This window comes from Pseudoalteromonas piscicida, from assembly GCF_002744175.1.
Classification (GTDB): Bacteria; Pseudomonadota; Gammaproteobacteria; order Enterobacterales; family Alteromonadaceae; genus Pseudoalteromonas; species Pseudoalteromonas piscicida_B.
The window spans coordinates 94,399-118,725 of the sequence record NZ_NKHF01000023.1 but is presented as its reverse complement, the minus strand read 5'-3'; the positions used below and the strand labels follow the sequence as shown (position 1 = coordinate 118,725).

General features: G+C 42.7%; 23 protein-coding genes. 16 read left to right on the top strand and 7 right to left on the bottom strand.

Annotated features, from left to right (window positions below):
* The first annotated feature begins 297 nt into the window (after window positions 1-297).
* The 3 genes from CEX98_RS04935 to CEX98_RS04925 all read left to right on the top strand — a co-directional run bounded on the left by CEX98_RS04935 (window position 298) and on the right by CEX98_RS04925 (window position 3,591).
* The gene (locus tag CEX98_RS04935; RefSeq protein WP_099641003.1) at window positions 298-2,358 is read left to right on the top strand and encodes a winged helix-turn-helix domain-containing protein; all 2,061 of its coding nucleotides are present in this window, start codon (window positions 298-300) and stop codon (window positions 2,356-2,358) included.
* A gap of 72 nt (window positions 2,359-2,430) precedes the next feature.
* Window positions 2,431-2,904, top strand: coding sequence for a peroxiredoxin (locus CEX98_RS04930; RefSeq protein ID WP_099641002.1), 474 nt, complete (start codon window positions 2,431-2,433; stop codon window positions 2,902-2,904).
* Window positions 2,905-3,210: 306 nt separating this feature from the next.
* A complete protein-coding gene (locus tag CEX98_RS04925) occupies window positions 3,211-3,591 on the top strand; it encodes a hypothetical protein (protein ID WP_099641001.1) in 381 nt (126 codons plus the stop codon).
* A 305-nt stretch (window positions 3,592-3,896) separates the two neighbouring features.
* Here the strand turns inward: CEX98_RS04925 and CEX98_RS04920 are convergent, their stop codons facing one another.
* From CEX98_RS04920 to CEX98_RS04910, 3 genes are all read right to left on the bottom strand, one after another.
* The gene (locus tag CEX98_RS04920; RefSeq protein ID WP_099641000.1) at window positions 3,897-4,313 is read right to left on the bottom strand and encodes a hypothetical protein; all 417 of its coding nucleotides are present in this window, start codon (window positions 4,311-4,313) and stop codon (window positions 3,897-3,899) included.
* A 47-nt stretch (window positions 4,314-4,360) separates the two neighbouring features.
* Complete coding sequence (locus CEX98_RS04915) at window positions 4,361-4,771, bottom strand: hypothetical protein (protein WP_099640999.1); 411 nt, start codon at window positions 4,769-4,771, stop codon at window positions 4,361-4,363.
* Window positions 4,772-5,208: 437 nt separating this feature from the next.
* Window positions 5,209-7,950: a methyl-accepting chemotaxis protein gene (locus tag CEX98_RS04910; protein WP_099640998.1), complete on the bottom strand. Its 2,742-nt coding sequence runs from the start codon at window positions 7,948-7,950 to the stop codon at window positions 5,209-5,211.
* Between the two features lie 198 nt (window positions 7,951-8,148).
* Here CEX98_RS04910 and CEX98_RS04905 point away from each other — a divergent pair, with 198 nt between their 5' ends.
* A complete protein-coding gene (locus tag CEX98_RS04905) occupies window positions 8,149-8,874 on the top strand; it encodes a YebC/PmpR family DNA-binding transcriptional regulator (RefSeq protein WP_099640997.1) in 726 nt (241 codons plus the stop codon).
* 18 nt (window positions 8,875-8,892) lie between these two features.
* Here the strand turns inward: CEX98_RS04905 and CEX98_RS04900 are convergent, their stop codons facing one another.
* Entirely contained in the window at window positions 8,893-9,732 is an 840-nt protein-coding gene (locus CEX98_RS04900; protein WP_099640996.1) for a hypothetical protein, read from the bottom strand.
* A 186-nt stretch (window positions 9,733-9,918) separates the two neighbouring features.
* Between CEX98_RS04900 and CEX98_RS04895 the strand changes: the two genes are divergently transcribed.
* The 6 genes from CEX98_RS04895 to CEX98_RS04870 all read left to right on the top strand — a co-directional run bounded on the left by CEX98_RS04895 (window position 9,919) and on the right by CEX98_RS04870 (window position 12,957).
* Window positions 9,919-10,845 (top strand): hypothetical protein, encoded by a 927-nt coding sequence (locus CEX98_RS04895; protein ID WP_099640995.1) that lies wholly within the window; start codon window positions 9,919-9,921, stop codon window positions 10,843-10,845.
* A 54-nt stretch (window positions 10,846-10,899) separates the two neighbouring features.
* Window positions 10,900-11,388: a GNAT family N-acetyltransferase gene (locus CEX98_RS04890; protein WP_099640994.1), complete on the top strand. Its 489-nt coding sequence runs from the start codon at window positions 10,900-10,902 to the stop codon at window positions 11,386-11,388.
* 582 nt (window positions 11,389-11,970) lie between these two features.
* On the top strand, window positions 11,971-12,192 hold the full coding sequence (locus CEX98_RS04885; protein ID WP_099640993.1) for a calmodulin: 222 nt from the start codon (window positions 11,971-11,973) through the stop codon (window positions 12,190-12,192).
* Between the two features lie 59 nt (window positions 12,193-12,251).
* Window positions 12,252-12,473 (top strand): calmodulin, encoded by a 222-nt coding sequence (locus tag CEX98_RS04880; protein ID WP_099640992.1) that lies wholly within the window; start codon window positions 12,252-12,254, stop codon window positions 12,471-12,473.
* Between the two features lie 49 nt (window positions 12,474-12,522).
* Complete coding sequence (locus CEX98_RS04875) at window positions 12,523-12,744, top strand: crotonobetainyl-CoA--carnitine CoA-transferase (RefSeq protein WP_099640991.1); 222 nt, start codon at window positions 12,523-12,525, stop codon at window positions 12,742-12,744.
* A gap of 9 nt (window positions 12,745-12,753) precedes the next feature.
* Entirely contained in the window at window positions 12,754-12,957 is a 204-nt protein-coding gene (locus CEX98_RS04870) for an EF-hand domain-containing protein (protein WP_099640990.1), read from the top strand.
* A gap of 136 nt (window positions 12,958-13,093) precedes the next feature.
* Here CEX98_RS04870 and CEX98_RS04865 read toward each other — a convergent pair whose 3' ends face one another.
* Entirely contained in the window at window positions 13,094-13,609 is a 516-nt protein-coding gene (locus CEX98_RS04865; RefSeq protein WP_099640989.1) for a hypothetical protein, read from the bottom strand.
* A gap of 386 nt (window positions 13,610-13,995) precedes the next feature.
* Between CEX98_RS04865 and CEX98_RS04860 the strand changes: the two genes are divergently transcribed.
* The 5 genes from CEX98_RS04860 (at window position 13,996) to CEX98_RS04840 (ending at window position 18,987) form a co-directional block, all read left to right on the top strand.
* Entirely contained in the window at window positions 13,996-15,039 is a 1,044-nt protein-coding gene (locus tag CEX98_RS04860) for an NAD(P)H-dependent flavin oxidoreductase (RefSeq protein ID WP_099640988.1), read from the top strand.
* Window positions 15,040-15,187: 148 nt separating this feature from the next.
* Window positions 15,188-16,150: an LNS2 domain-containing protein gene (locus CEX98_RS04855; RefSeq protein ID WP_099640987.1), complete on the top strand. Its 963-nt coding sequence runs from the start codon at window positions 15,188-15,190 to the stop codon at window positions 16,148-16,150.
* A gap of 443 nt (window positions 16,151-16,593) precedes the next feature.
* Window positions 16,594-17,511: an esterase/lipase family protein gene (locus tag CEX98_RS04850; protein ID WP_099640986.1), complete on the top strand. Its 918-nt coding sequence runs from the start codon at window positions 16,594-16,596 to the stop codon at window positions 17,509-17,511.
* Window positions 17,508-18,356 (top strand): lipase secretion chaperone, encoded by an 849-nt coding sequence (locus CEX98_RS04845; protein WP_099640985.1) that lies wholly within the window; start codon window positions 17,508-17,510, stop codon window positions 18,354-18,356. The genes CEX98_RS04850 and CEX98_RS04845 overlap by 4 nt, the downstream gene beginning before the upstream one ends.
* A gap of 154 nt (window positions 18,357-18,510) precedes the next feature.
* Window positions 18,511-18,987, top strand: a complete 477-nt coding sequence (locus CEX98_RS04840; RefSeq protein WP_099640984.1) for a hypothetical protein — start codon at window positions 18,511-18,513, stop codon at window positions 18,985-18,987.
* 30 nt (window positions 18,988-19,017) lie between these two features.
* Here CEX98_RS04840 and katG read toward each other — a convergent pair whose 3' ends face one another.
* The gene (gene katG / locus CEX98_RS04835; RefSeq protein WP_172439721.1) at window positions 19,018-21,240 is read right to left on the bottom strand and encodes a catalase/peroxidase HPI; all 2,223 of its coding nucleotides are present in this window, start codon (window positions 21,238-21,240) and stop codon (window positions 19,018-19,020) included.
* Window positions 21,241-21,697: 457 nt separating this feature from the next.
* The gene (locus tag CEX98_RS04830; protein ID WP_099640983.1) at window positions 21,698-23,716 is read right to left on the bottom strand and encodes a S9 family peptidase; all 2,019 of its coding nucleotides are present in this window, start codon (window positions 23,714-23,716) and stop codon (window positions 21,698-21,700) included.
* Window positions 23,717-23,906: 190 nt separating this feature from the next.
* On the opposite strand from CEX98_RS04830, the gene CEX98_RS04825 reads away from it, so the two are divergent.
* The gene (locus CEX98_RS04825; RefSeq protein WP_099640982.1) at window positions 23,907-24,320 is read left to right on the top strand and encodes a VOC family protein; all 414 of its coding nucleotides are present in this window, start codon (window positions 23,907-23,909) and stop codon (window positions 24,318-24,320) included.
* Window positions 24,321-24,327 lie beyond the last annotated feature (7 nt).

Sequence of the window (24,327 nt, the reverse complement as noted above, 5' to 3'; positions counted from 1 at the left end):
CGGGTGTATCTTTATTTAACTAAGTTGATACCGCTAAGTACTAAGTTCATACAGTTATTACTGCCCCGAACGCTCCTATTTTGCTTATCACTGCTATTCATGCAATGACACAAACATCTATTCTTTGACGTTTTTAACTCTATTTAATGTCGATACATAAATAAGTTTTAAAATCATTGGGTTAAATGTTTTTTGCAAAGGACTTTGTGACACGATTCGAATGTTTATCGCGTTAATTTTGTCATTTGGTCGCTGATTTAGGTATGATTTACATCATGTTTACTCGTAGTTTGAATAATGCAACACGGCATACCCTTCCAGTTATTAGAGATTTACGTTGACCCCGTTGGACACAGTTTGTCCAAAGACGGCCAGGTTTGCTGTGTGCAACCTAAGTTTATTGAAGTACTCACTTTACTAGCTCAAGAGTATCCCGCTGTTGTTCCTCGTGAAAAGATTATTGAACAAGTGTGGGATGGCAACCTTTTCGTCGGAGAAAAGGCGCTAACTAATGCTATTTGGCACCTAAGGAAGACTTTTAAGACATTACGCTCACCTGCTGGAGAAGCGTTGCTAGATGATGAACAGGAGATCATCGAGACAATAAGAAAATCAGGATATAGATTAAAAGCACCACCTCAACCTATGAGCCTAGTCGCTCAACCTGAAAGGGCGAGTGAGTCGAAAAAGCCTATTATCTTGGCAAGTGTTTTCATGCTGTTGTTCTGTGTAGTGGGTGTCATCTTATTTTCTATAGAAGAATCACCCAATTATCAGGCAACCAATGTAACGGATTACCCTGGAAGGGAACTGTTTCCTAGCATTTCTCCAAACGAGCAGTTTATGGCTTTTGCATGGCGAAAAATAGGAAGCCATTCAGCTCTATATCTAAAGGACCTATCCCAGCCAGACAAGCCACCTGTGGCACTGACTGAAGGCAATAAAAATGCATCGGTTTCAGTGTGGGGAGATAATCGAACCCTGTTTTTTATTGAAAAATCAGCTGGCGAATGTGCAATTAAGTCACTAGATATTGTCACAAAAACACAATCCATTCTCTCTGATTGTGTTTCTGAGTCAACGACCACACTCACCTACTCAGCTGAAGAAAACTGGCTCGGATATATTGCCAAGCACAGCGTTTCAGGCAATTCACAAGTCACGCTTCTCAATCTTAATGATAATTCAAAAACATCATTGACCTGTCAATTAGAGTGCCAAGGTAGTGAGCCTGAGAGCTTAGCTATTACGCCTGATGCAACACATATTGCAATAAGTCGTAACTTGCCCAATGGGCATGAAAATCTATATTTGCAAGATCTGACAACAGGCAATGAAACCGTTCTATTAGCCGGCCTCGATGACTTGCGTGGCATTGCTTGGCATCCCACAAATCCGTATTTGGTTGTTTCTTCGATTGCGCATGGTGCTCGTACCGCATACAGGGTTGCGCTTAACGGGGACGTGTTAGGAACTTTACCTATTAGTGGTTTAAGTTACCCGAGTTTTAGTCCAACGGGAAAGTTGTATTTCCACAACTGGAATGTAAAAACTTCGATTATGAGACTAGATTTAAACGGCAAAATAGCAAGCTCGCCGTTTCCGCTGTTGCAATCGCAAATTAGCTTTCGTTACCCCAACTATTCTTCGGTATTACAGCGCTTGATCTTCGTTTCAAATCAATCGGGGTTTGACGAAGTTTGGATGTCTAGCCTCAAAGGTGATCAACGCGTGCAGCTTACCAGCCTTGGTTTACAAGCCTTGCATCCAGCTTGGTCTCCAAATGGTCAGCAAGTGGTATTTACTACTAAGTCTTTGCAAGGAAATCAGTTGCAGCTACTCGATGTAGTAACCAAAAATGTGACTGAAGTAAAAACCACCTTCGAATATCATGGTAAGCCAACTTGGTCTCAAGATGGCAAGTACATTTATGTTTCGGATGGTAAAGATGTATTTAAAATAGCCGCAAGTGGTGATAGTGAACCTGTAAAGGTTTCTTCCGGCTCCGTTGCCGTTGAACACCAAGGTGCATTATACGTATACAAGAGTGATGTACGAGAAATGTGGCTGGTGGATGTGGCAAAGGGCGAAGAGGTTTTATTGTTTGATAGAGCCAAATTGGCGTCGAGTGTAAGTTGGTCTATTTCTGGCTCTGGGCTCTACTATTTATCAGTGCAAAATGGCGATTTTCGTATTAGTTACTTTGACTTTGAGCGCAAAGCGCATAAAGATATTATCCGAGTTCCAGAACGTAGCTTCAGTCGAAGCAGGGGACTGGCGTTTATTGCGGAAAAACAATGGTTGCTATTCACGGGGTACGAAGTCCCTCAAGTAGACATCAAACGTATTGAAATGTAGTCAGTTACTGGTAGCTACATTAAAATGAACAATAACACACAGGGCACTAAGCCCACTATGAAGGAATGAAAAATGATAGAAGTCGGACAATCACTCCCACAGGTACAACTGAGCGAACTGACAGCGGACGGTATGGTTAACCATGAGGTTAATACACTGTTTGCAGGTAAAAAAGTTGTCCTTTTTGCAGTGCCAGGTGCATTTACTCCAACTTGCTCCGCATCACATTTACCTGGATTTGTGGTTAATGCGGATAAGTTTGCTCAAAAAGGTGTTGATATCATTGCATGTGTATCGGTAAATGATGCCTTTGTAATGAAAGCGTGGGGTGATGCACAAAATGCGGAAGCCATTATGATGCTTGGAGATGGTGACGCCAGCTTCACTAAAGCGTTAGGACTAGATATGGATACCGGTTCATTTGGCGGTGTGCGTTCGCAGCGTTACGCTATGATTATTGAAGACGGCGTCGTGACAACACTCAATGTAGAACAACCTAAGCAATTTGAAGTCAGTAAAGCGGAAGTCATTTTAGACGCTCTATGATAGTAAAAATAAGTAACCTGAGTTCCGGATGAGTTTCCCCGCTCTTAGGCCGACTGCGTTGAATTCATGACTTAGCCCATAGTTAAAAGCGAGTGCGATTTGCTATTGCCAAAATGTCTTGGCTAGATAAGGAGTAAAATAAGGCAAACATTAAATGTGATGAGCTATTATATCCCTTTATCTAGCTCTAATGTTAGTTACGCTGATCGCAAGTTACAAACCATAAATAGAGTCATCGAATGGTAGAAAAGCATTCTAACGGTTCATTATCTATAACATATATTTTACTTAGCTTAGGAAGTATTCGTGGCGCAGGGTAAGAATAGAAAGTCTCTAAACAAACGGTTGCGCAAAGGCAATAAAGGCTTTCCTATTGCTACAATCGCTTTTTATGGCGCTGACAATAAAAGCGCAAGCAAACTTGTCTGCGCCATAGTTCCTTATCAAGGTGCAGACCCTGAACCAATTGCAAAATGGTTCTCGTCTACAGACATACGAAAATCTGAACATATCTTAAAAGAGGTGTTAGCATTTATTGATGAAAATGATGCGCAAACGGTGAGTATGGTAGAAGAAATAATTGGTTGTCCGCATGAGGAAGGGGTGGATTATCCAGAGGGAGAATATTGTTCTCAATGCTTGTACTGGAAAGAGAGGGATCGTTTTACCGGTGTAATGTCGCATTAAAATACCTAAAAATTGATTAGAACAGAATCATAAGCTTATACCAATTGAATTAACTCTCTAATTAACTTGAAGTTCTGCCAGAAGGTAAAAGTACTCCGCTGAAGGCAAGTGAGCCTCTCGCATTATCAGCTAATAGTAAAAATAGGTTTGTACTAGACTTAGTTGAGGTTATTCAAGTTGATTGTTGTGGCCTGAACTTAATCGGGTGTGTTTGTTTTGGTGATTCGCGATTTTTCAAAAAGGCCTCGCTTGAGAAGCTAGGCCTTTTGACATAATGGCTTTCGGACTTTACATGCTATGAATGCTTAGAATGGATTGCTTGATTGTTTTGAATAATGTCCGTTAGCGCAATGATTAGTATTTTCCCACGTCCCATCTTTATAAAGTACTCTTGTGACACAAGCTGAAGCATTGTAGAAAAAGTCGTTATTTTGCCTGCCATTATCCCGGAAACTACAGTATGTACCGCTGCCGCAGTTCCAGCTTCCAGAAGCTGATGCACTATACGACCAAACGACATCTGCTACATCTTTATCTGCTACAAACCGAAATGCAACAGAAGGGCGATCTGTATTCGCCATCGCAGAGCAAAAATCAGGCTCAAAAAATTGTTGTGTGCTCGTTCCTCCTATTAGACATTCAACATGAGCTGCTTCAGCTTGTTGAGAATATGTGGTTGCTGCGAGAACAAGTAGTGCGCTTGAAATTATTGTTTTTTTCATTTTATATCTTCCTTATAGTTCAACTTATTATTGGTTTGTGATGAGCTCTAGAATCTAGAACCTAAGTTATAAATCGCCGTTGCACACTCGTTCATACTTTTCCAAGTACCATCTTTGTAAAGGACTCTTTTGACACAGGCCGTAGCGTCGCGGAAAGACGAACCACTTTGTCCATCATCATAAAAAATACAGCCTGTACGGCGTGGGCCACAATCCCATCTACCAGATAATGACGTGTTGAATTGCCAAGTCACATGCTCTATGGGTTTTGATGGCTCAAATTGAAAATGTACAGAGGGTCTTGAGGAGGTTACTCTTTGACTCCCACAAAAGTCGGGCTTCATTTCTTGAGGTGTGCTAGTTGGGCTTACAGCGCACAACACTTGATCTGCTAGTGCGTTATTTGCAAAGGTTACAAACCCGACTAGCGTAGAAGTAAGTAGCAATTGTTTTATCATTTTTCTTTCCTTGTTTTTGTTTTGTTACAATTATTTTATTTTTGTGTGGTTGTCAATTTTACTCTAGCTTCAATGTTGAAAATGAAGGGTGTTTATGTTTTAAAAGTAAACAATGCTGGGTTGAAAAATGTACAATCTGGAGGTGGTGTGCTTTTTTGTTCTGTTTTTTTAAATAGTAAATAATTGTAAATGGCGTGACTTTCTTGTTTTCCTATTTCCGAGTGATAAGAGCGTTAACGGATAAACCTGAGCTTCTGGGAGAGATAAAATAGACCCATACTTTAGTCCCTCATGTAAGCTAAATGGATTTATAAAGTCGCATTCGTAAGAATCTAAAAAGGTCTGCCGATATTGTTACTAGATGAGCATTCTAGCCCGTCAAACTAGCACTCCCTATCGGTATATCATGGTAGGGAGCTTAGACAGTGCATCTTTCATTACTCATCTAGCTGAAAAAAGGAAACTTGATCAGTGAGCAGCTTGGCTTGAGTTTCCATATTCCTTCCTGAGCGTGAGGTGGTTTCCACTAGTGTGACATTTTGTTGGGTGATCGTATCCATTTGCGCAATCGTGGTGGACACCGCGGCGATGCCGTCGGCTTGCTCTTTGCCTGCGCTGTTAATGGCTTCGACCATTTTGCTAACGTCAGCAATGGATTGCATCAATTCCTCAAACGTTACGCCAGATTCATACACCAGTTTGCTGCCTTGAGCTACGGCATCGACACTGTTTTTAATTAGTGATTTGATTTCACGCGCTGCCGAGGCGCTGCGCTGGGCAAGGTTTCTTACTTCTCCTGCCACTACCGCAAAACCACGGCCAGCTTCTCCGGCTCTTGCCGCTTCAACGGAAGCATTGAGTGCTAATAAGTTGGTTTGAAAAGCGATTTCATCTATTACCCCAATAATGTCGGATATCTTTGTGCTATAAGATTCAATTTTACCTACCGCAGTGATGGCATCGTCGATCGACACTTTCCCTGAGTGGGCCTTATCACTCACAAAGGTTGCCTTCTCTGCGGCATGGCTTGCGCTCGTGGCGTTTTTCTTCACCGTTGCGGTTAACTCTTCCATCGTCGCTGCGGTTTCTTCTAAGCTTGCAGCTTGATTCTCAATTCGACTATTTAACTCATCATTGTTGTTGGCAATTTGTTGTGCAACATCAAATACTTGCTCTGCACCACAGTTAATGGTGTTAACTAAATCACTTAATTTATCAAACAAGCCATTCATCGCTTGCTGAAGTATGGCAAATTCACCGTCTAAATGGTGAGTGATTCTGTGCCTTAGATCACCCTGTTCCATCGCTAAAATAGCGCGCTTAATATGTTCCACAGCTTGTTTTTGCGCGGTGATATCTGTTGCATATTTTACCACCTTAAAGGGGCGGCCTTGTTGGTCGAGAATAGGGTTGTAAGAAGCTTGGATCCACACTTCTTTACCTTGTTTCCCCAGTCTTAAATACTGCCCTGAGTCAAACTCTCCACGATTTAGTTTTTCCCAAAACTGTTGATATTCCGGGCTGTTTGCTTGCTCTGCGGTCGCAAACAGTCTGTGGTGCTTGCCTTTAATTTCGTCTAAGGTGTATGCCATGGTGTTTAGGAATAAATCGTTGGCCCATAAAATCGTGCCATCCATCGCGAACTCTATCACCGCTTGTGACTTATGAATTGCATTTAGTTGGCCTGTAAAGTCAGCATTGGTAAGTTTTTGCTCTGTGATATCGGAAGCAAACTTAACAACTTTGAGTGGTTTTCCTTGCTCATCAAGAATTGGGTTGTAGGTTGCACTGATCCAAACCTCTTTGTTACCTTTGCCAAGCCTTCGGAATTCACCCGCTTCAAATTGCCCTTGTTTTAGCCGTTGCCAAAACGCTTTATACTCAGTGCTTTTCGCGTAACTAGCGTCTACAAACAGGCTGTGATGTTGGCCAATAAGTTCTTCTTTTTTGTACCCCATGGTGGCCAAAAAGTTTTGGTTTGCAGTTAAAATATTACCTTCTAAATCAAATTCAATAACTGCTTGAGAACGGTTGATAGCAGTCAGTTGTCCTTTGGAATCGAAAGAAATGAGCTTAGCTTGCGTAATATCAGAAGCATATTTGATGATTTTGTCTAATTCACCATTTTCGTCATAAATTGGTGTATAAGTGGCTTGTATCCATAAAGTATGTCCGGACTTGGTTAGGCGTTTAAATTCCCCAGACTGGTGATTACCTCGTCGTAAGTCACGCCAAAATTCCTCGTATTGATTGCTTTGCGCTTCCTCACTATCAACAAATAAGCGATGGTGTTGCCCTTGGATTTCATTCAAAGCATAACCAATAGCATCTAAGAACAATGCATTAGCAGTAAGAATATAGCCGTTGGGATCAAACTCAATAACCGCTTGAGTTTGATTAATCGCGTTTACTTGACCTTGAAACTCTGCCGATTTGGCTTTTTGTGCAGTGATATCTGATGCGTATTTTACAACTTTGGTTGGACGGTTATGCTCATCCAAAATAGGAATATAGGTGGCTTGAATCCATACCGTTTTCCCTGATTTGGTTTGTCTTGCAAATTCTCCTTCAAAAAACTCCCCGCTATTAAGCTTTTGCCAAAACTCTTGATAATCCTGTGTTTCGGCAAAGGCGGGTTTAACAAATAAACTATGATGCTTGCCTTGGATTTCTGTCAGGGTATAACCCATCACAGACAAAAAGTTGGCGTTTGCAGTCAAGATGTTGCCAGACATATCAAATTCAATGATTGCGAATGACGAAGAAAGCGCGGTTTGACTTGCCCGCATAGACTGAATCGTGGAGAAATAATGGCTTATATCGGTGGCCATAACGAGTATTCGACCAGCTTGCGTTTTTGAAAGCTCAAGTAGTAGCGGCTTTTTTGCGTGTTGGGTTGTTTTGAGTAAAACTTCTATTTTAATGTGAGCTTGACGTTCTAGCTGTGCTATACCTCGCTTTAAAGCAGCTACAACATTCGCTGAGCTACACAATGTAGTCAGTGATGGTAAATCATGGTCAACTCCGTAGCCAAGCAAACGTTTAAATGTCGCACTTGCCTGATAAATATTGCTTTGATAATCCATTTCTAGATAGGGGGTGGTTGCTTTGAAGTGCTGAAATAGCGCAGCATCTTGCTCATCTTCCTTTTTTGCTTTGCCAAAGCCAAACATGATCATACTGTTGTCGCCTATTAAACGGTTAACTTTATCATCTTTAACTATAGTTAAGTTGCTTCACCGCGCCACAAAATAGCCGCAAAACAACTAGCTAAAGTAATATCTTGAGGCAAATTTTCTTCACAGAGTATAAGGGTATAGCCGTAACTCAAATGTCTTGGTAAAATCTTGGGCAATTTTTATAAAACGAGCACTAAGATGGGCAGAGCATTTGAAGTCCGCAAAAACGCCATGGCAAAAACGGCGGCGGCAAAAACAAAAGTAAACTCAAAATACGGAAAAGAGATTTACGTTGTTGCGAAAAATGGCGGCGCAGATCCTGAAACTAACTTGTCACTACGTCGTTTAATCGACAAAGCGAAAAAAGACCAAGTTCCTGCGCACGTTATCGACAAAGCGATTGAAAAGGCAGCTGGTGGTGCAGGTGAAGATTACACACCAGCACGCTATGAAGGCTATGGTCCTGGCAACAGCATGATCATTGTTGACTGTTTAACTGATAACATGAACCGTACAATTAAAGATGTACGCTTACCGTTTACCAAAACTGGTTCAAACTTAGGTAGCCCAGGTTGTGTGGCACATATGTTTGATCATTTCGCTATCCTTGGATTTGCAGGTGATGACGACGAGTCAGTTTTGGAAGCGCTAATGATGGCCGATGTTGATGTCACTGACGTTGAAGTAGAAGAGGGTCAAGTTTCAGTTTTCGCACCTCACACTGAATACTTCAAAGCAAAAACAGCATTAACAGAAGCCTTCGATGGTATCACTTTTGATGTTGATGAGATCACTTGGGTTCCACAAACGCATGTGGAAATCGAAGATCCAGAAGCCATCGAAACCTTCGAAAAGCTTATCAATATGCTTGAAGATGTTGATGATGTACAAAATGTGTATCACAACGCGATTGTGAAAAAATAAGCAGTACGCTACGTACTATTAGAGGAGGCCGGCATTTGCTCGGCCTTTTTTGTATTTAACCTCAGGTAATGTTTTAACCATCGCCACAGGGAAGAGTAAAAGAAGCGATTGGGAGGCGATGTAAAACAGCCAATTGACATGCCTAGCAAGAGGGAAGTAACCTGCACCTCCATTGGCAAATAACCAAAATTGTCCAATGATAGCGTCGGCCAGCATGGCTAGAATGAAGCCACATGCAAGTGCATAGTTCACCTTTATACCCGATTTGATATTTTGAACCAACAACCACAAACCAAAAACGCCGAGTAAGGTTACCAGTAAGCTATATAAAGCACTAAGTAGTAGTGAGTATTTACTTATCCCTGGCAGGTACATAAGTTGGTAGCTGATGAAAGAAAGTACTGCAGATACCAAGGCAATGACCAGCACATGTTTTGAATTGAGTGAAAATGAGCGCCGTAAAAACCGTATCAGCAACCAAAGTAGCAAGCCATAACCTAAAGCAAAAAACCAAATGGAATCGATAAGGTAGTCATGTTTTATTTTGGGATCTTGACGGTAATATTGTTCAAATAGATTAAAATTGACAATATCACCACAAGTACATAGCAATAAAGCAACCCAGCACAGTTTAACGTCCTGATGCAGCGTTTTAGGACTGACTGACAAGCAGATGGCTCTAATGTGCCAAGCCAACCGTAACAGCAGGACAATAGATAGCAGCGGAAGCACCCAGTGAAATAGAGCTTGATGACTGGACCAGAACGAACTACTGCCAAACATTGCAGTTAGCAACGCAATACCGAATAACAGAAAGGCATTTGCTTGGTAATGGACGGTTTGAAGTATGTGATTCACTACAGTTCCTTGTTGATTATGCCTACCTAGAGAAAATACAAATGTTAGCGGCGTTTTTTCATCCTACGGAAAGTGTAATAATTATGCGAGTAATTGTCTCAAGCTGTATCAATTTACAGTACAATCATTTACAGTATTTATCTTGCAGATCTATTACATTGCGACTTTTTAAAAGGTAACTTCTTCATGTCAAATCTTAAACTCAATATAGCGCTTTCATGCTCAGTTCTTGCATTGGCTTTTTCTGGGTTTAACGTAATACAAACTAAGTTAGCTACAAGTCCCGTTGGTCATCAAGTATATCAGCCGTCGTCGCAGCCATCTGCAAATCAGACTACACCATACTCATCAATGGCTCAAAAGTCGCACCACGATGCAGAGCAAATCGACCGGTTGTTAACTCGGATCAATAAGCTTGAAACTCGCTTGCAGGCTTTATCAATGGAAAAGTCAGACCTGCTTTCAGCACAAGCGCCAGAGGAATTCGAATCTTTGGTCTTCTCTTTAATTGAGAAACGTGAACAACAAAAAATTGATGAGATGAAAGCCGAAAATCCTATTTATGGTTTTTACGAAGACTTACCCGAAGACTATGAAATGCGTATCAAAACTGATCCCGAGTACGCAAGCCAGATTAGCAATGAGTTAAAACAAAAGATATTAAATAGTAGTTTACCTGCCGCGGAGCGCTTGGCCGCAATGAGTCAGTTACAGATGAACATGTTTATGTTGAACCGCAATGACTTAGAGCAATATGACTATCAAGCTGTAGAGTCAATCCTCACGATGACTCAAAGCATGAACGACGAAAAGCTCAGGCTACAGGCTCTTGAACTAGTATCGCGCACACCAATAGTCGACGAGCGATTATCACAGTCTTTTGTAAAAATGCTAGAACAAGAGCAGAATGACTATGTGAAGAGCCTCGCGGCTGAAGGCTTGATGTCACAATACTTTCAATCTGGTTCTGATCCAAAACAGCAGCAAAGGATCGCGCAAGATCTGTTATCGCTTTACGAAAATGCGTCAGACCCTAAGGTCAAAGCTATTCTCAAAAATTTGATGGGTGATGAGCGGATGCTGGAAGAGTTAAAGCGCCAATCTAACGGTTAATAAAAAGGTGATGGAGAGCTGCGGTCTCATATCATGATAATTAAGGGATGATAAATGGAAATTGTCAAACTTGGTCGAAATACACCTTCACTTGCTGAGTTGATAGCAGAAATTGACAGCCTAATGAATGACCTATACCCGGCACAAAGCAATCAGTTGTCTGCTTTATCAGAGTTATGTAGCGCTGATGCTCATTTTATTGGTGTGATTAAAAACCAAGAGATAGTTGCGTGTGGTGCTGTCGTTAAAAAGCAGCATGATTGTTTATATGCAGAGCTGAAAAGGCTGTATGTAAAGCCCAATTATCGAGGTCAAGGCTTATCAAAAATTATCATGTCAGAGTTAATTGCTTTTGCCAAAGCTCACCAATATTCAGTGATCCGCTTAGAAACAGGGGTTAAGCAACCTGAAGCATTGGGGCTATATGCACAGTTTAACTTTGTTGAACGTCGTGCATTTGGTCATTATCAGTGTGACCCCTTTTCTGTTTACATGGAGCTGCAACTGGAAAATAACCGAGAGGGTGAGGTACTAGTTCAGTAACTGGCTATTGTATCTAGACGGTGTTGCTTTTTAGCAACAGTTTTGCATATGCCCTGCGATTTTCCTGAAAAAAAATATTTTTTTACTCCCGTGACTTTCGACTTGGTATTTCTAAACCAAGTTTTCAATTAGGTTTTTAATTTAATCCATTGATAATTAAGTTATTTTTGTTCTTTTCAGTATCTGGGATGGGGCGGTTTATTTTTCTACTTTTTTAGCAAAAATATTATTTCGCTACCTTGCTGACTTGAAAACAACCACATTTCTGCCTTTAAATTCATCATATTGCTATTCAGCCAAGTCCTCAATTGTTAAGTTGTTGCTTTTAAGCAACAACTTAACAATATGATATATAAAGCTTTTTACACCTTCCATGTGAATTGGTGTTGCTAAATGGCAACAATATCACTGAATCATTCCTTAATAAAAACCAAGGTTAAAATTCAAGTTATTGATTATTAGTGGTTTTTAAAGTTTGGCATCAAAGTTGGAATAGTTACCTCGAAAGCAAAAAACATTCGCTTCAATGCAAATCAGTGTAGAGAAGCAACAACAAGTTTATATATTTGAGAGGAACTGATTATGAAAACTTTAGCAATCGCACTATCCGCCGCTGTACTTTCTTTCGCATCAGTAGGTGCTCACGCAAGCTCTGAGTTTGATAAATACGATGTTGATGGAGATGGCTACATCTCATTGGGCGAATCGAAAGCGAACCCGAATTTAATGGCGCAGTTTAAAGACCTTGACGCCGACCAAGATGGTCAGTTAAGCCAGTCTGAGTTTGATAGCTTTGAAGGCTAATCGTAAACCAACGTCATAGTAGCAAATTTTAAAATATCTCCCAATTTAAGGAAAAGACGATGAAAAACATTTTAGTAGCAATATCAATTACCGGTTTAACACTCGCTTCAGCAACTGCGATGGCTGGAGAAGATTTCGCCAGCTATGACACTGATGGTAACGGTGCTATCAGCCTGAGTGAGGCTAAAGTAAATACAGCACTTATCGAGCAGTTCAAAGACCTAGACGTCAACGCTGATGGTGAATTAAACGAAACTGAGTTCTCTAACTTTAACGGTTAAATTGCGACGAGAGCCGCATCAAGAGACGGGCATAGTGAGGAGAATGGCTATGAAACTTAGAACAGTATGTGCAACCACAGTGGGTGTGTTGGTAAGTACGATGGCGCTGGCTGCAACCTTGTCGTTTCAAGACATAGACAAGGACAAAGATGGTCAGATCAATCAGCAAGAAGCGTCAGTATCAGCAACATTACTTGAGCAATTCGAGCAGCTAGATGCAGACAAAAATGGTCAGCTCAGCGCGTCTGAATTTTCTAACTTTAAAGGCTAGGAGGTCACAATGAAAAAGTTAGCAACGGTAATAGCAGCCGTCACAGTACTTTTTGCCGGCTCAGCAATGGCAGCTGAATTTAGCGATTTTGATTTAGATAAAGACGGTTTTATTTCAAAAAGTGAAGCCTCACTATCAGAGTCCCTCGCTTCCATCTTTGACAAGCTTGACAGCGATGGAGATGGTAAGCTTTCAGAGAAAGAGTTTATTTAACCTAAACTTGGGATAAGAAGTTGTTATCCCGAGTTTAGATTAATAAGTCAGCCAGTGGTAATCCAAAGCGCCACGCCTCCCCGAGCTCGACGCAATCGTCGGGCTTTTTTATTTAATTTAGCGGGCCAACCTTTCGTTAATTTAGTTCATGGATCCAGCGTAGATCACGTACCCACTTTTGCATTTTGGGAAAGCCCTCTTTTGGGCATGTCATGTCCCAAGCGGTAAGTAGAGGTTGGCCAAAAAGGCCGCCAGTATTGAAGGCATCAATTAATGACTCTCTGGCATTTCTGTACGCTTTTTCGTGAAATACCACCTCAATAGGCAAGTTCAGGTAATCAACCACTGCCACTGACCAAGCGGTAGCAGCCATTTCTTCGCCGTGCATTGCTTGTTTTTCTCGGCCGTTCTTAATTCCATTTTTATATACATCGCCATTAAGTTGAGGACGATAAATGGGCTCACATACGGCAATATGGCCTGCTTCGTGGAGAATATCGCCTGGGTACAGAAGTTGTTCGTTATCAATATGAAGTGTGCCATAAACGGTTTCTAGACCGGGTAAAAATGAGTCATTGTCAACTGCACAAAATTGAAACGGCAGGTCAATCTCGGTGAGAAAATCACAAATTAGTTTTGTTTGTTCGTGCATGGTGAGTCCTTGAACCGATAAATCTCGTTATTTATGAGTGTAACCCAAAGTTATGTTGGTGCAAATTACTCTAAATTACAGCTTGTTATTGGTAGCTAACGGGACAGTCATCGTCATTTTCATCTGCCCCAATCAACACTTGTATAAAACAGCTTAGTTGCAGGGGGCTTGATATATCACAAGCTTACGGTAAATAGTCTTGAATTAATGGCTTGTGTTAACAGGATTTTTATCGAATTTTCGTGCTCAAGCAAGAGAAAGTGGACCTTAGCGGTCGCACAAGCATTGACCAATTCCCAGTTCTTCCCCACACTAATAAATACCTTAAGACGCCGATGAATATTATCGCCACTCGTTGGTGTTTTGCTTAAAACAAGGACCTTGTGATGCAGCTCTCCAAATTACTCAATATAGCTATTCCGATGATCCAAGCGCCAATGGCTGGCGTGCAAAATTGGCGCTTAGCGGCCGCAGCGTCTAATGCGGGAATATTAGGTTCAATCCCTTGTGGTATGCTCAGTAAAGCACAAGTAATAGAGGAAATCGAAAACTTCAAAGCGCATGCTTCTGGCCCATATAACCTCAACTTTTTTTGCCATGAGATGCCAGAACTTGACCCTTATCAGCAGGATAAATGGAAGCAGAAACTGTCGGCCTATTACGATGAGTTTAATGTAGAACCCAATGAAAATTTGGGGGTACTTAGGCGCCCATTTGATATGGAAATGGCCGAAGCGATCGCGCCATATAAGCCCTCAGTGATTAGTTTTCATTTTGGGTTGCCAGACGCTGCGCTTGTTGAGTTTGTAAAATCTTGGGGCGCAAAGATTTTATCTTCAGCAACCACTTTGGAAGAGGGGATATGGTTGGCAGAAAATGGTGCTGATATTGTTATTGCACAAGGAATTGAAGCGGGCGGGCATAGGGCAACCTTTACCGAGACGAAACTAGAATCGCAATTACATACGCGCCAATTGGTGACTATTCTTGCTGATGCTTTGTCAGTGCCTGTGATCGCTGCCGGAGGCATTGCATCTCACCATGATGTAATTATGATGCATGAGCTTGGCGCTTGTGGCACACAAATTGGTACGTGTTTTCTACTGTGCGATGAGGCTGATACCTCACAAGTACATCGCAACGCATTGAAATCATTGGCAGAACCATCAGCTGTAACGAATGTCTTTTCTGGTCGCCCTGCTCGCGGAATTGAAAATAGATTGATGATAGATCTCAGCTTTATCAATTCAGAAGTTCCGGCATTTCCATACGCATCAGCGGCCTTGGCGCCACTGCGTGCCACTGCTGAAGAGCAGGGTAAAGGTGACTTTAGCCCACTTTGGTCGGGGGTTAATCGCCAAGGCTGTAAGGAAGTAAGCATTCAAGAGGTGGTAGAAAATCTCTGGACAGATAAATTAATAAATACTTAGTTAACAAATTTGACACATTTCGAGTTTATGCTCTAGCGTTTTATGACAAGGTCAACTCTGTTGTGCCTTGTTGATCATCACCTGAACAAGCCAATTACCATGTTGAGGTGATGAATTCGTTTTGACAATAATAAACACGGAGTCGTGCATGAAACATTCTATTTTAGCCGCCGCGCTATTCGCTTCTTTTTCTTCGCTTGCAACCCCTGCATGTCCAAGTATTGCCGCTTTAGAAACACAGTATTCTGCGCCAACAATGGAAGAGCGTCGCTTTTCTAGCACCTTTAATAAGTATTTATCTTGGTTGCCAAGCTACCACATGGTACATGATCAAGTTACCGCCGCTGGTGTTGCAACACAGATCACTGCAAAGTTTGATTATGGTAGTGTTACGCACAAAGACTTGGAGTTTGAAGCAGTAGAGTTTTACTATCGCGCTGAGTCGGACGCAAATTGGCAGTACCTAGGCGAGCAAACTACCAATGGTGATGGTAAAGCCTTTATTACGTTACCTGAGTTACCTGCAGGTCAGTATCGTGTGTACGCTGGCGTACCCGCTGATGGCACTGGAGCGCAAGGTTACGTTACGGTTGTTGAGCCTGGCACTCAAGCGGTTTTGTTTGACATCGATGGCACATTAACTGAATCTGATGCTGAGCAAATTGGTGACTATACAGGGATAGACCATGCTGATCCCAAAGAGGGGGCGTATGATTTAGTTCGGCATTATCTTGATTTGGGCTACCAGCCGGTATTCTTGACAGCTCGTGTATACTGGTATGCCAAAGGGACCCGCGGATGGTTAAACTGGATGGGTCTACCACAAGGGTTTTTACGTACATCACTTAGCAACGAAACGAGCTTATTTAAAACGGCTGAGTATAAGACCGCAGAAATTAACCGTTTAAAAGCGCAAGGCATTGAAGTCGTACGTGCTTATGGTAATGCGAAAACAGACGCTGAGGCCTTTATTAACGCTGGGATCCCAGCATCTGAGGCGTTTACAATTGGTGCCGATGCAGGCCATTACGGCACCACAGCCATTACTGGCAATAGCTATCGAGTTCATTTAGATGAGCTTACTACTTACCCTCAAGCAGACTGCTTATAGATCTTCCTCTTCGATTATTTTTAACTTTTAGCGATGAGTATAAGAAGCTGATGTCCAGCTTCTTATTTGCTGCGCTTTGCTTGCTTTGAGCTTATTCTCAGTGTTGGATTTTTAACCTGAGCTTCGGGTAATTAATGCCTTTCTAGCAGCCAGTTTTAGCGCTAACTGCGTGAATTCGCCTTGCCTATAAGGATGTAATTACTAGGGCGGTAGCAGGACACGAGAGCGAAGTTATCCCCAAAGCTCTCTGGCTAGATTAAGATATAATTTAACGTGATTTTTAAAAAATGAGTTTGCTCACTTCCTATCCAAACTTAGATTTATTTACTTTTATTTACGTATAATTCACTAAAATTCCATTTTTCACACTATTCTGGCTTGACCTCTGACCATTGTAATCTAAGGTTAACTTGTTACTAAATTGTAATAATTGGAGCAAGTACATGAAAAGGTTAATTCTCAGCGCCCTAATAGGGTTGTTGTCGGTCATTACCTCCCCCGCTCATAGCGGTGAGGAGCTAGAGTATCCCGTGGTGTTAGTTCACGGTCTGTTTGGTTTTGATAATTTACTTGGAGTCGATTACTTTTATCGCGTGCCACAAGTGATCCAGAATGAAGGGGGGCAGGTCTATGTTGCAGAAGTATCATCAGCCCATAATTCAGAATTGCGTGGTGAGCAATTACTTGAACAAGTTGCATTAGTGAGAGCATTGACGGGTAAAGACAAAGTCAATTTGATTGGCCATAGCCAAGGCGCGCAAACGATTCGTTACGTTGCCTCTGTGAAGCCAGAATGGGTAGCTTCAGCAACCAGTATTGGCGGTGTGAATTGGGGTAGCCGCTTTGCCGATGTTGTTCGCGGCGGAGTGGATAGTGGTTCGTTTTCGGAGCAGTTTTTAGTATCGCTTGCTAATGGCCTAGCAGGACTGATTGACTTATTATCGGGCAAAGCAACTGCACCAAAAGACGCACTCGAAGCACTAGGCGCATTGACCACCGCAGGCACATTGGCTTTTAATCAAAAATATCCCGAGGGGGTGCCAAGTCATTATTGCGGTGAAACACAGAGCTTAGCGAGTAATGGTGTGCACTATTTTTCATGGAGTGGCAGCAAAGCATGGACCAGCGTCTTTGACCCGGCTGATAATGCACTTGCACTCTTCTCACAAGTATTTGATGAAGCCAACGACGGCTTAGTGTCGGTTTGTTCAAGTAACTTAGGTCAAGTGATTAATAACCGCTTCAAAATGAATCATTTAGATCAGGTAAACCACACCATTGGTATACATCACCTGTTCGAAACTGACCCATTAACGGTTTACCGTCAGCATATTCGTCGTTTAAAGAGTCTGGCACTATGAAAAAGTGGGGCCTTTTGCTAATTATTATGACGGTGTTGCTGTTGGCCTTTATTGACAACGAGCAGCAAGAAACGTCGCGTCATGTTCCCCAGTTCGTGACGTTTTATAAGCCGCAACATGATACGCAGAAGGTCCCACAATCCGTAATGGGTGAACCATCGAGCTTACATTGTGAAGCGATTAACAAACAACATAAGTACCAGATTGACGATTGGCTTTTTGAACTACAAAACAATAATCAAGCTGAACAATGGTCAGCTTATCTAGAATTATTACCGCAATGCCTTCATGAGATCGCAGGTCACTATGCTCAATTTAAGCAGGCTTTAATTGAAGTGGATGTGCATCTTAATCTACAGGAGCGTGTTGAGCTGCTACACGCACTACAGCGGCAATTTTTTACGGATGACGTGATTGCAGTTTGGTTTGAAGACAGCAACAGTTGGGACACACATGCATTAACCCGCTGGCATATTTTGTCAGACCCAGCTATGTCTGAACTGCAAAAACAGCAACTCATTGAAGCGCATATCAGTGAGCTTCCAAAGCACGAGCAACTGTTATTTAAAACCTCAGCCCAGCTACATGCTCTAAATGCAAACTGGCAACAACAACGCTATAACGAGCTAAGCGCTGAATACGGTGATGAAACTGCAACTCGTATTCTTGAAGTACAAAAGCAACAACAACGCTGGCAGCAAAAGCTAAAACGTTTTAAGCTGGAGAAACATCGCATTCTAGTCGAGTTTGGTGAAAGCCCAACAGCCAAAGCGCACGTCGAGGCTTTGCTCAACCAAACCTTTACCGAGAACGAGCAAAAGCGAGTTGCGGTGCTGGTTGAATGAGGTTGTTGTACTTTTGACCCTGAAGTTGAGGTGCGTTTGGCTTAGCCAACCATCTTGGAATAACGACTGAATATAACTTTACCTTAGGTGTGATGATGTGCAGGGCGGCTCAGTAGCGCAGTCACCCGACGGGATTCTTTGTGGTAACTCGTAGATGCAATCTAAAGCAAATTTAAGCAGAAAAATTGACCCAAACTTGTGGCAGCTTTATTTAGAGGTATATTTTCAACCATTACAGCCGCTCCGCTTTGCAACACACGGTATGATTTTGAGTCTGTGGAATCCGTGTGGAAAGGTGCTTTGCGAAAAGGAAAATCGGCGCTTATCGCGATTTTGGCAAGGGGCTTTACAGCGCGCAAATGTGCCTTATCAATTGCTTTGGGGTGGTGATAAGCAAATGCAATACCGAGAGTTAAGTGCCTATATAAAGTGTGATTTAACATCGGGATACCAATGGGCAGCGCGATTAAATCAATTAGGGTTTTATTACGTCGATAACAATCAATTGCACCTGTATAACAGTGGCGATACAGCGCAAAGTGATGTAGTGGCAGACAATATTGTATCGCGACTTTGTTTTGTTGAGCTGCCTAAAAATAATCTGGCAATACAAACGAAAAACAGGGTCTAAATTAGACCCTGTTTGCTTTGCTTAATTGGTTTATTTTAGATCAAAGCGATCTAGCTGCATTACCTTCACCCAAGCGGCGATAAAGTCATCGACAAACTTCTGTTTAGCGTCATCCGAAGCATAAACCTCAGTAACGGCACGGAGCTCAGAGTTTGAGCCGAAAATTAAATCAACAGGGGTAGCTGTCCATTTTATTTCTCCCGTCTTGCGGTCACGACCTTCGTATAAGCCCTCTTGACCTTCTACCTTGGACCATTTGGTTGACATATCTAGTAGGTTAACAAAGAAGTCATTGCTTAATTGTCCGGGCTTATCCGTAAGCACCCCATGCTCAATGCCTTGATAGTTTGCATCTAAGGCACGTAAACCACCAAGCAGTACGGTCATTTCAGGCACCGATAAACCAAGCATATTGGCTTTGTCGACCAGCATTTCAGTTGGTGACATAAATGCCTCATCGCTGTAATAGTTACGGAATGCATCAGCTTTTGGCTCTAGGTAGCTAAAAGATAAGATATCCGTTTGTGCTTGTGATGCGTCTGTACGGCCAGGTTTAAACTCGACGTTTACCTTGTAACCTGCGTCGCTGGCTGCCTTTTCGACAGCAGCTGAGCCACCTAACACGATTAAGTCGGCAATAGATACCGCTTTTTTGCCTGCGCGTTTGTTAAAGCTGGTTTGTATGTCCGTTAATGTCGCCAGCACTTTATTTACTTCATCTGGGTTGTTTATTTCCCAGCTGATCTGCGGCTCAAGGCGCAAGCGGCCGCCATTTGCGCCACCACGCATATCGGTAACTCGGTGGCTAGATGCTGCTGCCCATGCTGTTCTGATCAACTCTTGCTTTGTGAGACCTGAGCTTAAGATTGATTTTTTCAGGGCTTTTATGTCCTTACTATTAATCATCTTGTAATCAGCTTCAGGGATCGGGTCTTGCCAAGTGAGTACTTCGCTTGGGACTTCAGAACCCACATAGCGTGCTCTCGGGCCCATATCACGGTGGGTCAATTTAAACCAAGCCTTCGCGAACGCAAGTTCATATTGCTTTGGATCTTTACGGAAGCGCTCTACAATTTTGCGATATTCTGGGTCAAACTTTAACGCTAAATCCGTAGTAAACATAATGGGCGCATGACGTTTACCCTCAATATGGGCATCTGGCACTAGGTTTGCCGCGGCTTTGTTGTCTGGGACCCACTGTGTTGCGCCAGCAGGGCTTTTTGTCATCACCCAGTTAAAATTCATCAAGTTGTCTAGATAGTTCGTTGACCACTGAGTTGGAGTAACTGTCCATGCACCTTCTAAACCGCTGGTTGTGGTGTCTGCACCTTTACCGGTGCCGCACTTATTTTTCCAGCCTAGGCCTTGCTCTTCAATGGCAGCCGCAGCTGGTTCTTTACCTACACAGTCCGATGGCTTTTTCGCACCATGGGCTTTACCGAAAGTGTGCCCACCCGCGATAAGTGCAACCACTTCTTCGTCGTTCATTGCCATACGACCAAATGACATGCGAATGTCTTTCGCGGCAAGTAGCGGGTCTGGTTTACCGTGCGGGCCTTCTGGGTTGACATAAATTAGCCCCATTTCAACAGCTGCCAATGGGCCTTTCAATTTGCCTTTTTTGTCACGACGCTCGTCTTTTAAGAAAGCCTCTTCTGGACCCCAATAAACTAAGTCTGGCTCCCAATCATCTTCACGACCACCGGCAAAGCCAAAGGTTTTAAAACCCATAGACTCAAGAGCAACGTTACCCGCTAACACCATTAGGTCTGCCCATGATAGGCTGCGACCATACTTTTGTTTAATCGGCCACAATAATCGTCTTGCTTTGTCTAAGTTTGCGTTATCAGGCCAGCTGTTTAACGGATCGAAACGTTGTTGACCTCCTGCCGAGCCACCACGACCATCGTGTACACGGTAAACACCTGCACTGTGCCACGCCATACGGATCATAAACGGACCATAATGCCCCCAGTCAGCTGGCCACCAATCTTGTGAATCAGTGAGTGTTTGTTCAATATCTTTTTTAACTTGCTGTAGATCCAGCTTGCTGAATTCGGCTGCGTAATCAAAGTTAGCGCCATAAGGGTTGGATTCGGGACTATGTTGTCTAAGCGGGCTTAAGCTAAGTTGTTCAGGCCACCAAAACTGATTGGTTTTTGCTTCGCCCATTGCTGCGAAACTAGGCGCCGACAGCGATGTTGTGATTGCAAGTGCTACTGCAGACAACATCGTTCTTGATTTTCTGTTCATGGGAGATCCCCTCTCGATTAAAGTATGTCACAAACTGCGTGTTAAACTTTAGTTCACAAATCACAAAGAGAAAATCCAGAAAAACAAATTGGTATGTTCGAAAAAATGAATTGGATTAAATGTATTTAAATCAGCTAGTTATTTTTGGGGTTGGTGTTTTTTGTGATTTTTTTGCATAAAGTATGATGCAACAATATACGTGATACTCGAAGCTCAAACTTAGTGACCTACACTGCTAGGGGAGATAAACCTGAACTCGGCTTAAAAAGTTATTCTCTAGCAGCAGTTATCCCGTACGAATGCGTTAAACTTGCTATGTATTAGGAAGTAACTTCTGGCGAGAGTGATATTATGCCTTTGAGTTTTGGCCTTTTATTTGATGAATTAACTTCTTATCTTGAGTTCAGGCGAGTAAAGAAACCGAGGCTACTCAGCCCCGGCTTGGTTGGGATTGGGTTTACTTCTTCGGGTCGTGCTTGTCGAACCACCACTGAATATAAGCCACTTTATTTAGCAGGTTAGATGGTCTTTTGGTTATGCCGTGTGAGGCATCTGGAATTCTGACCATAGCTGTTTCTACACCTTGCAGCTTAAGCGCTTGATAATACTGCTCTGTTTCTGAGATAGGCGTGCGATAATCCGCTTCACCTGTCAGTAGCATGGTTGGCGTTTTGACATTACCCACGTAGCTAATAGGCGAGCGTTTCATATAATGCTTCATATGTTCCCATGGTTTTCCTGGGAACCAGTAGTCTGCGAAGTACGGATAGAAGTCGGCAGTTAACACAAAGCTATACCAGTTAATCACGGGCTTAGCTACGACGGCTGCGGCGAATCTATCGGTATGACCGACAGTCCACGCTGTTAATACGCCACCGCCTGATCCGCCAGTAACAAATAATCGATCTTTGTCTATGTAGCCTTCCCCAATAAGATGATCGACACCGGTCATGAGGTCGTCAAAATCATGACTTGGGTAATTGTGATGAATGGTTTGAGCAAACTCTTTTCCATAAGAATCGCTACCACGTGGATTCATATACAACACAACATTGCCTTGGGAGGCAAAAAGCTGGACCTCAGCGCTAAAATGTGGGCCATAGTTTGCCACCGGGCCACCGTGGATCTCCAGTACGAGCGGATATTTTTTAGATTTATCAAATCCTGGCGGATAGGCAACCCAAGCTTGAATGGGCAGTTGGTCATGTTTTGACTTTAGCCAAACCTCTTCAACATTTGCCAGTGTTTTATCGCCAAGGGCATCTTCGTTAAGCTTGGTAATTGGTCTTGGCTCGCCGCGTTTTACAATGGCAACATCAGCTGGACGCTGGGTATCTGCCAGTGTAAATGCCACTAATCCTCGGTCGCTAATGGCGTAGTCACCTCCTGAATATGGGCGACCAAAACTGACACTCCCAATGGCATCGGTTACTTGTTCAAAACGCCCTTTCAAAGGCTGATATCCCAGTGTCGTTTTTCCTTCACTGTCGTAACTTACATACACGCCACGGTTGTTGGCGGCCCAAGTGATTGAGGCAAGGCTTCTATCTAAGTTTGCTGCGTAAGTTTTGGTTTCGCCAGATTTAAGGTCTTTGACGTAAAGTAGGCTATTTTCGTAGTTGGTTTTTTTGTCATCATAGCCAAGGTAGGCGAGGTAGCGGCCGTTTGGAGAAACTTTTGGATGCGTATCTGGACCGACCCGGTTGGTCACTGCTGTGATTTCAAGCGAGTTTAAGTCTAGTTTATATACCTCGCTATTGGTTGGATTTAACTGATTATCCTTGTGACGATTAGCCGAAAAATAAAGTGACTTTCCATCATCACTAAAGCTCAGCGTACCGCCATGATCAAAGTCGCCTGAGGTTAATTGTTTTGCGTTGCCCCCGTTGGCGTCTATTTTGAAAATATGGTTGAAACCGGCATCAGTATAACCGGCGCCATCAGCGCGGTAGTAAACATCATCAATAAATACTGGAGGCTTTGCCCACTCAGCCCCTTTTGGTTTACCCGCAACAGTTACAGGTGGTGCCTTTTGGCTGGGAACAAACTGGCTAAAATATAGGCTTTTTCCATCTAAAGACCAGTGCAGCCCTGATGGCCCATGGCTTAGGTTACTGATCTTTGCAATTGCGCCTGTATCAAGCCACTTTACATAAATCTGGCTACTGCCGTCGCGAGTAGAAACAAAAGCGATGCGATCATTACTAGGCGACAACACAGGAGAATAGTCCATATGCAATCCAGAGGTAACTGGCTGCATAGCATTGGTAGCAAGGTCGACAGACCAAATATTACCGACTTTTCTATCACTTTTAATATCCATGCGGTTGCGCACGAAGAAGACTTTGTCACCGTCATTGGTGATGTCTATTTGATTTGCATATTCAAGATTAAAAATATCGGTTGGTTGAAGCGATGCTGCCTGTACTGCGCAAGCTGTACTCGCAATCGCAATGCCAGCGAGAAAGTATTTCATAACTCATCCTGTTATTGATTGTGATTTCCACTATGCCCCTTATGGCTACTTTATCAACTCTTTGCGATGAACGAATAAAAAATTGATAAAACACTTTACCTGAACTTAACTTGAGGTTTTATCTTTGTAAGCAAGCCAGCAGTAAATTCAAACTCGCATCGAACGCGAAAATACTAAAGGAGAGTATGGCATGTATTTAGAGCACGTAAATTTAGTGGTGAGCGACCTTGAAGCAGTACTTCGTTTTTATCGCGCAGCATTTCCTCATTGGAAAGTCAGAAGTAAAGGTCAAGGAGAGTGGTATGGTAAAGCGCGAACCTGGCTGCACTTTGGCGATGACTATCATTACATTGCATTTAGCGACCATGGTGAGGGAGAGAATAGGGCACTTGAAGGTCATCAAGTTGGCTTGGCACATTTTGCTTATGTTGTTCAAAGCACTGAGCGGGTGGTAAATCGGTTAACTGAGGCCGGCTATCAGGTTGATAAAGTAGGTTCACAGCACCCACACCGAAAAAACGTTTACTTTATCGACCCAGCCGGATACGAAATTGAGTTCGTGGAATATTTAAGTGACGTACCCACACAGAGAAATAGTGATTAAAATGAGC

Excerpts from the sequence above, each read along its gene's own strand:
- CEX98_RS04935 (WP_099641003.1), top strand. The coding sequence starts at position 298 with ATGCAACACGGCATACCCTTCCAGTTATTAGAGATTTACGTTGACCCC.
- CEX98_RS04930 (WP_099641002.1), top strand. The coding sequence starts at position 2,431 with ATGATAGAAGTCGGACAATCACTCCCACAGGTACAACTGAGCGAACTG.
- CEX98_RS04920 (WP_099641000.1), bottom strand. The coding sequence starts at position 4,313 with ATGAAAAAAACAATAATTTCAAGCGCACTACTTGTTCTCGCAGCAACC.
- CEX98_RS04915 (WP_099640999.1), bottom strand. The coding sequence starts at position 4,771 with ATGATAAAACAATTGCTACTTACTTCTACGCTAGTCGGGTTTGTAACC.
- CEX98_RS04910 (WP_099640998.1), bottom strand. The coding sequence starts at position 7,950 with ATGATCATGTTTGGCTTTGGCAAAGCAAAAAAGGAAGATGAGCAAGAT.
- CEX98_RS04905 (WP_099640997.1), top strand. The coding sequence starts at position 8,149 with ATGGGCAGAGCATTTGAAGTCCGCAAAAACGCCATGGCAAAAACGGCG.
- CEX98_RS04895 (WP_099640995.1), top strand. The coding sequence starts at position 9,919 with ATGTCAAATCTTAAACTCAATATAGCGCTTTCATGCTCAGTTCTTGCA.
- CEX98_RS04890 (WP_099640994.1), top strand. The coding sequence starts at position 10,900 with ATGGAAATTGTCAAACTTGGTCGAAATACACCTTCACTTGCTGAGTTG.
- CEX98_RS04885 (WP_099640993.1), top strand. The coding sequence starts at position 11,971 with ATGAAAACTTTAGCAATCGCACTATCCGCCGCTGTACTTTCTTTCGCA.
- CEX98_RS04880 (WP_099640992.1), top strand. The coding sequence starts at position 12,252 with ATGAAAAACATTTTAGTAGCAATATCAATTACCGGTTTAACACTCGCT.
- CEX98_RS04875 (WP_099640991.1), top strand. The coding sequence starts at position 12,523 with ATGAAACTTAGAACAGTATGTGCAACCACAGTGGGTGTGTTGGTAAGT.
- CEX98_RS04870 (WP_099640990.1), top strand. The coding sequence starts at position 12,754 with ATGAAAAAGTTAGCAACGGTAATAGCAGCCGTCACAGTACTTTTTGCC.
- CEX98_RS04865 (WP_099640989.1), bottom strand. The coding sequence starts at position 13,609 with ATGCACGAACAAACAAAACTAATTTGTGATTTTCTCACCGAGATTGAC.
- CEX98_RS04860 (WP_099640988.1), top strand. The coding sequence starts at position 13,996 with ATGCAGCTCTCCAAATTACTCAATATAGCTATTCCGATGATCCAAGCG.
- CEX98_RS04855 (WP_099640987.1), top strand. The coding sequence starts at position 15,188 with ATGAAACATTCTATTTTAGCCGCCGCGCTATTCGCTTCTTTTTCTTCG.
- CEX98_RS04850 (WP_099640986.1), top strand. The coding sequence starts at position 16,594 with ATGAAAAGGTTAATTCTCAGCGCCCTAATAGGGTTGTTGTCGGTCATT.
- CEX98_RS04845 (WP_099640985.1), top strand. The coding sequence starts at position 17,508 with ATGAAAAAGTGGGGCCTTTTGCTAATTATTATGACGGTGTTGCTGTTG.
- CEX98_RS04840 (WP_099640984.1), top strand. The coding sequence starts at position 18,511 with ATGCAATCTAAAGCAAATTTAAGCAGAAAAATTGACCCAAACTTGTGG.
- katG (WP_172439721.1), bottom strand. The coding sequence starts at position 21,240 with ATGAACAGAAAATCAAGAACGATGTTGTCTGCAGTAGCACTTGCAATC.
- CEX98_RS04830 (WP_099640983.1), bottom strand. The coding sequence starts at position 23,716 with ATGAAATACTTTCTCGCTGGCATTGCGATTGCGAGTACAGCTTGCGCA.
- CEX98_RS04825 (WP_099640982.1), top strand. The coding sequence starts at position 23,907 with ATGTATTTAGAGCACGTAAATTTAGTGGTGAGCGACCTTGAAGCAGTA.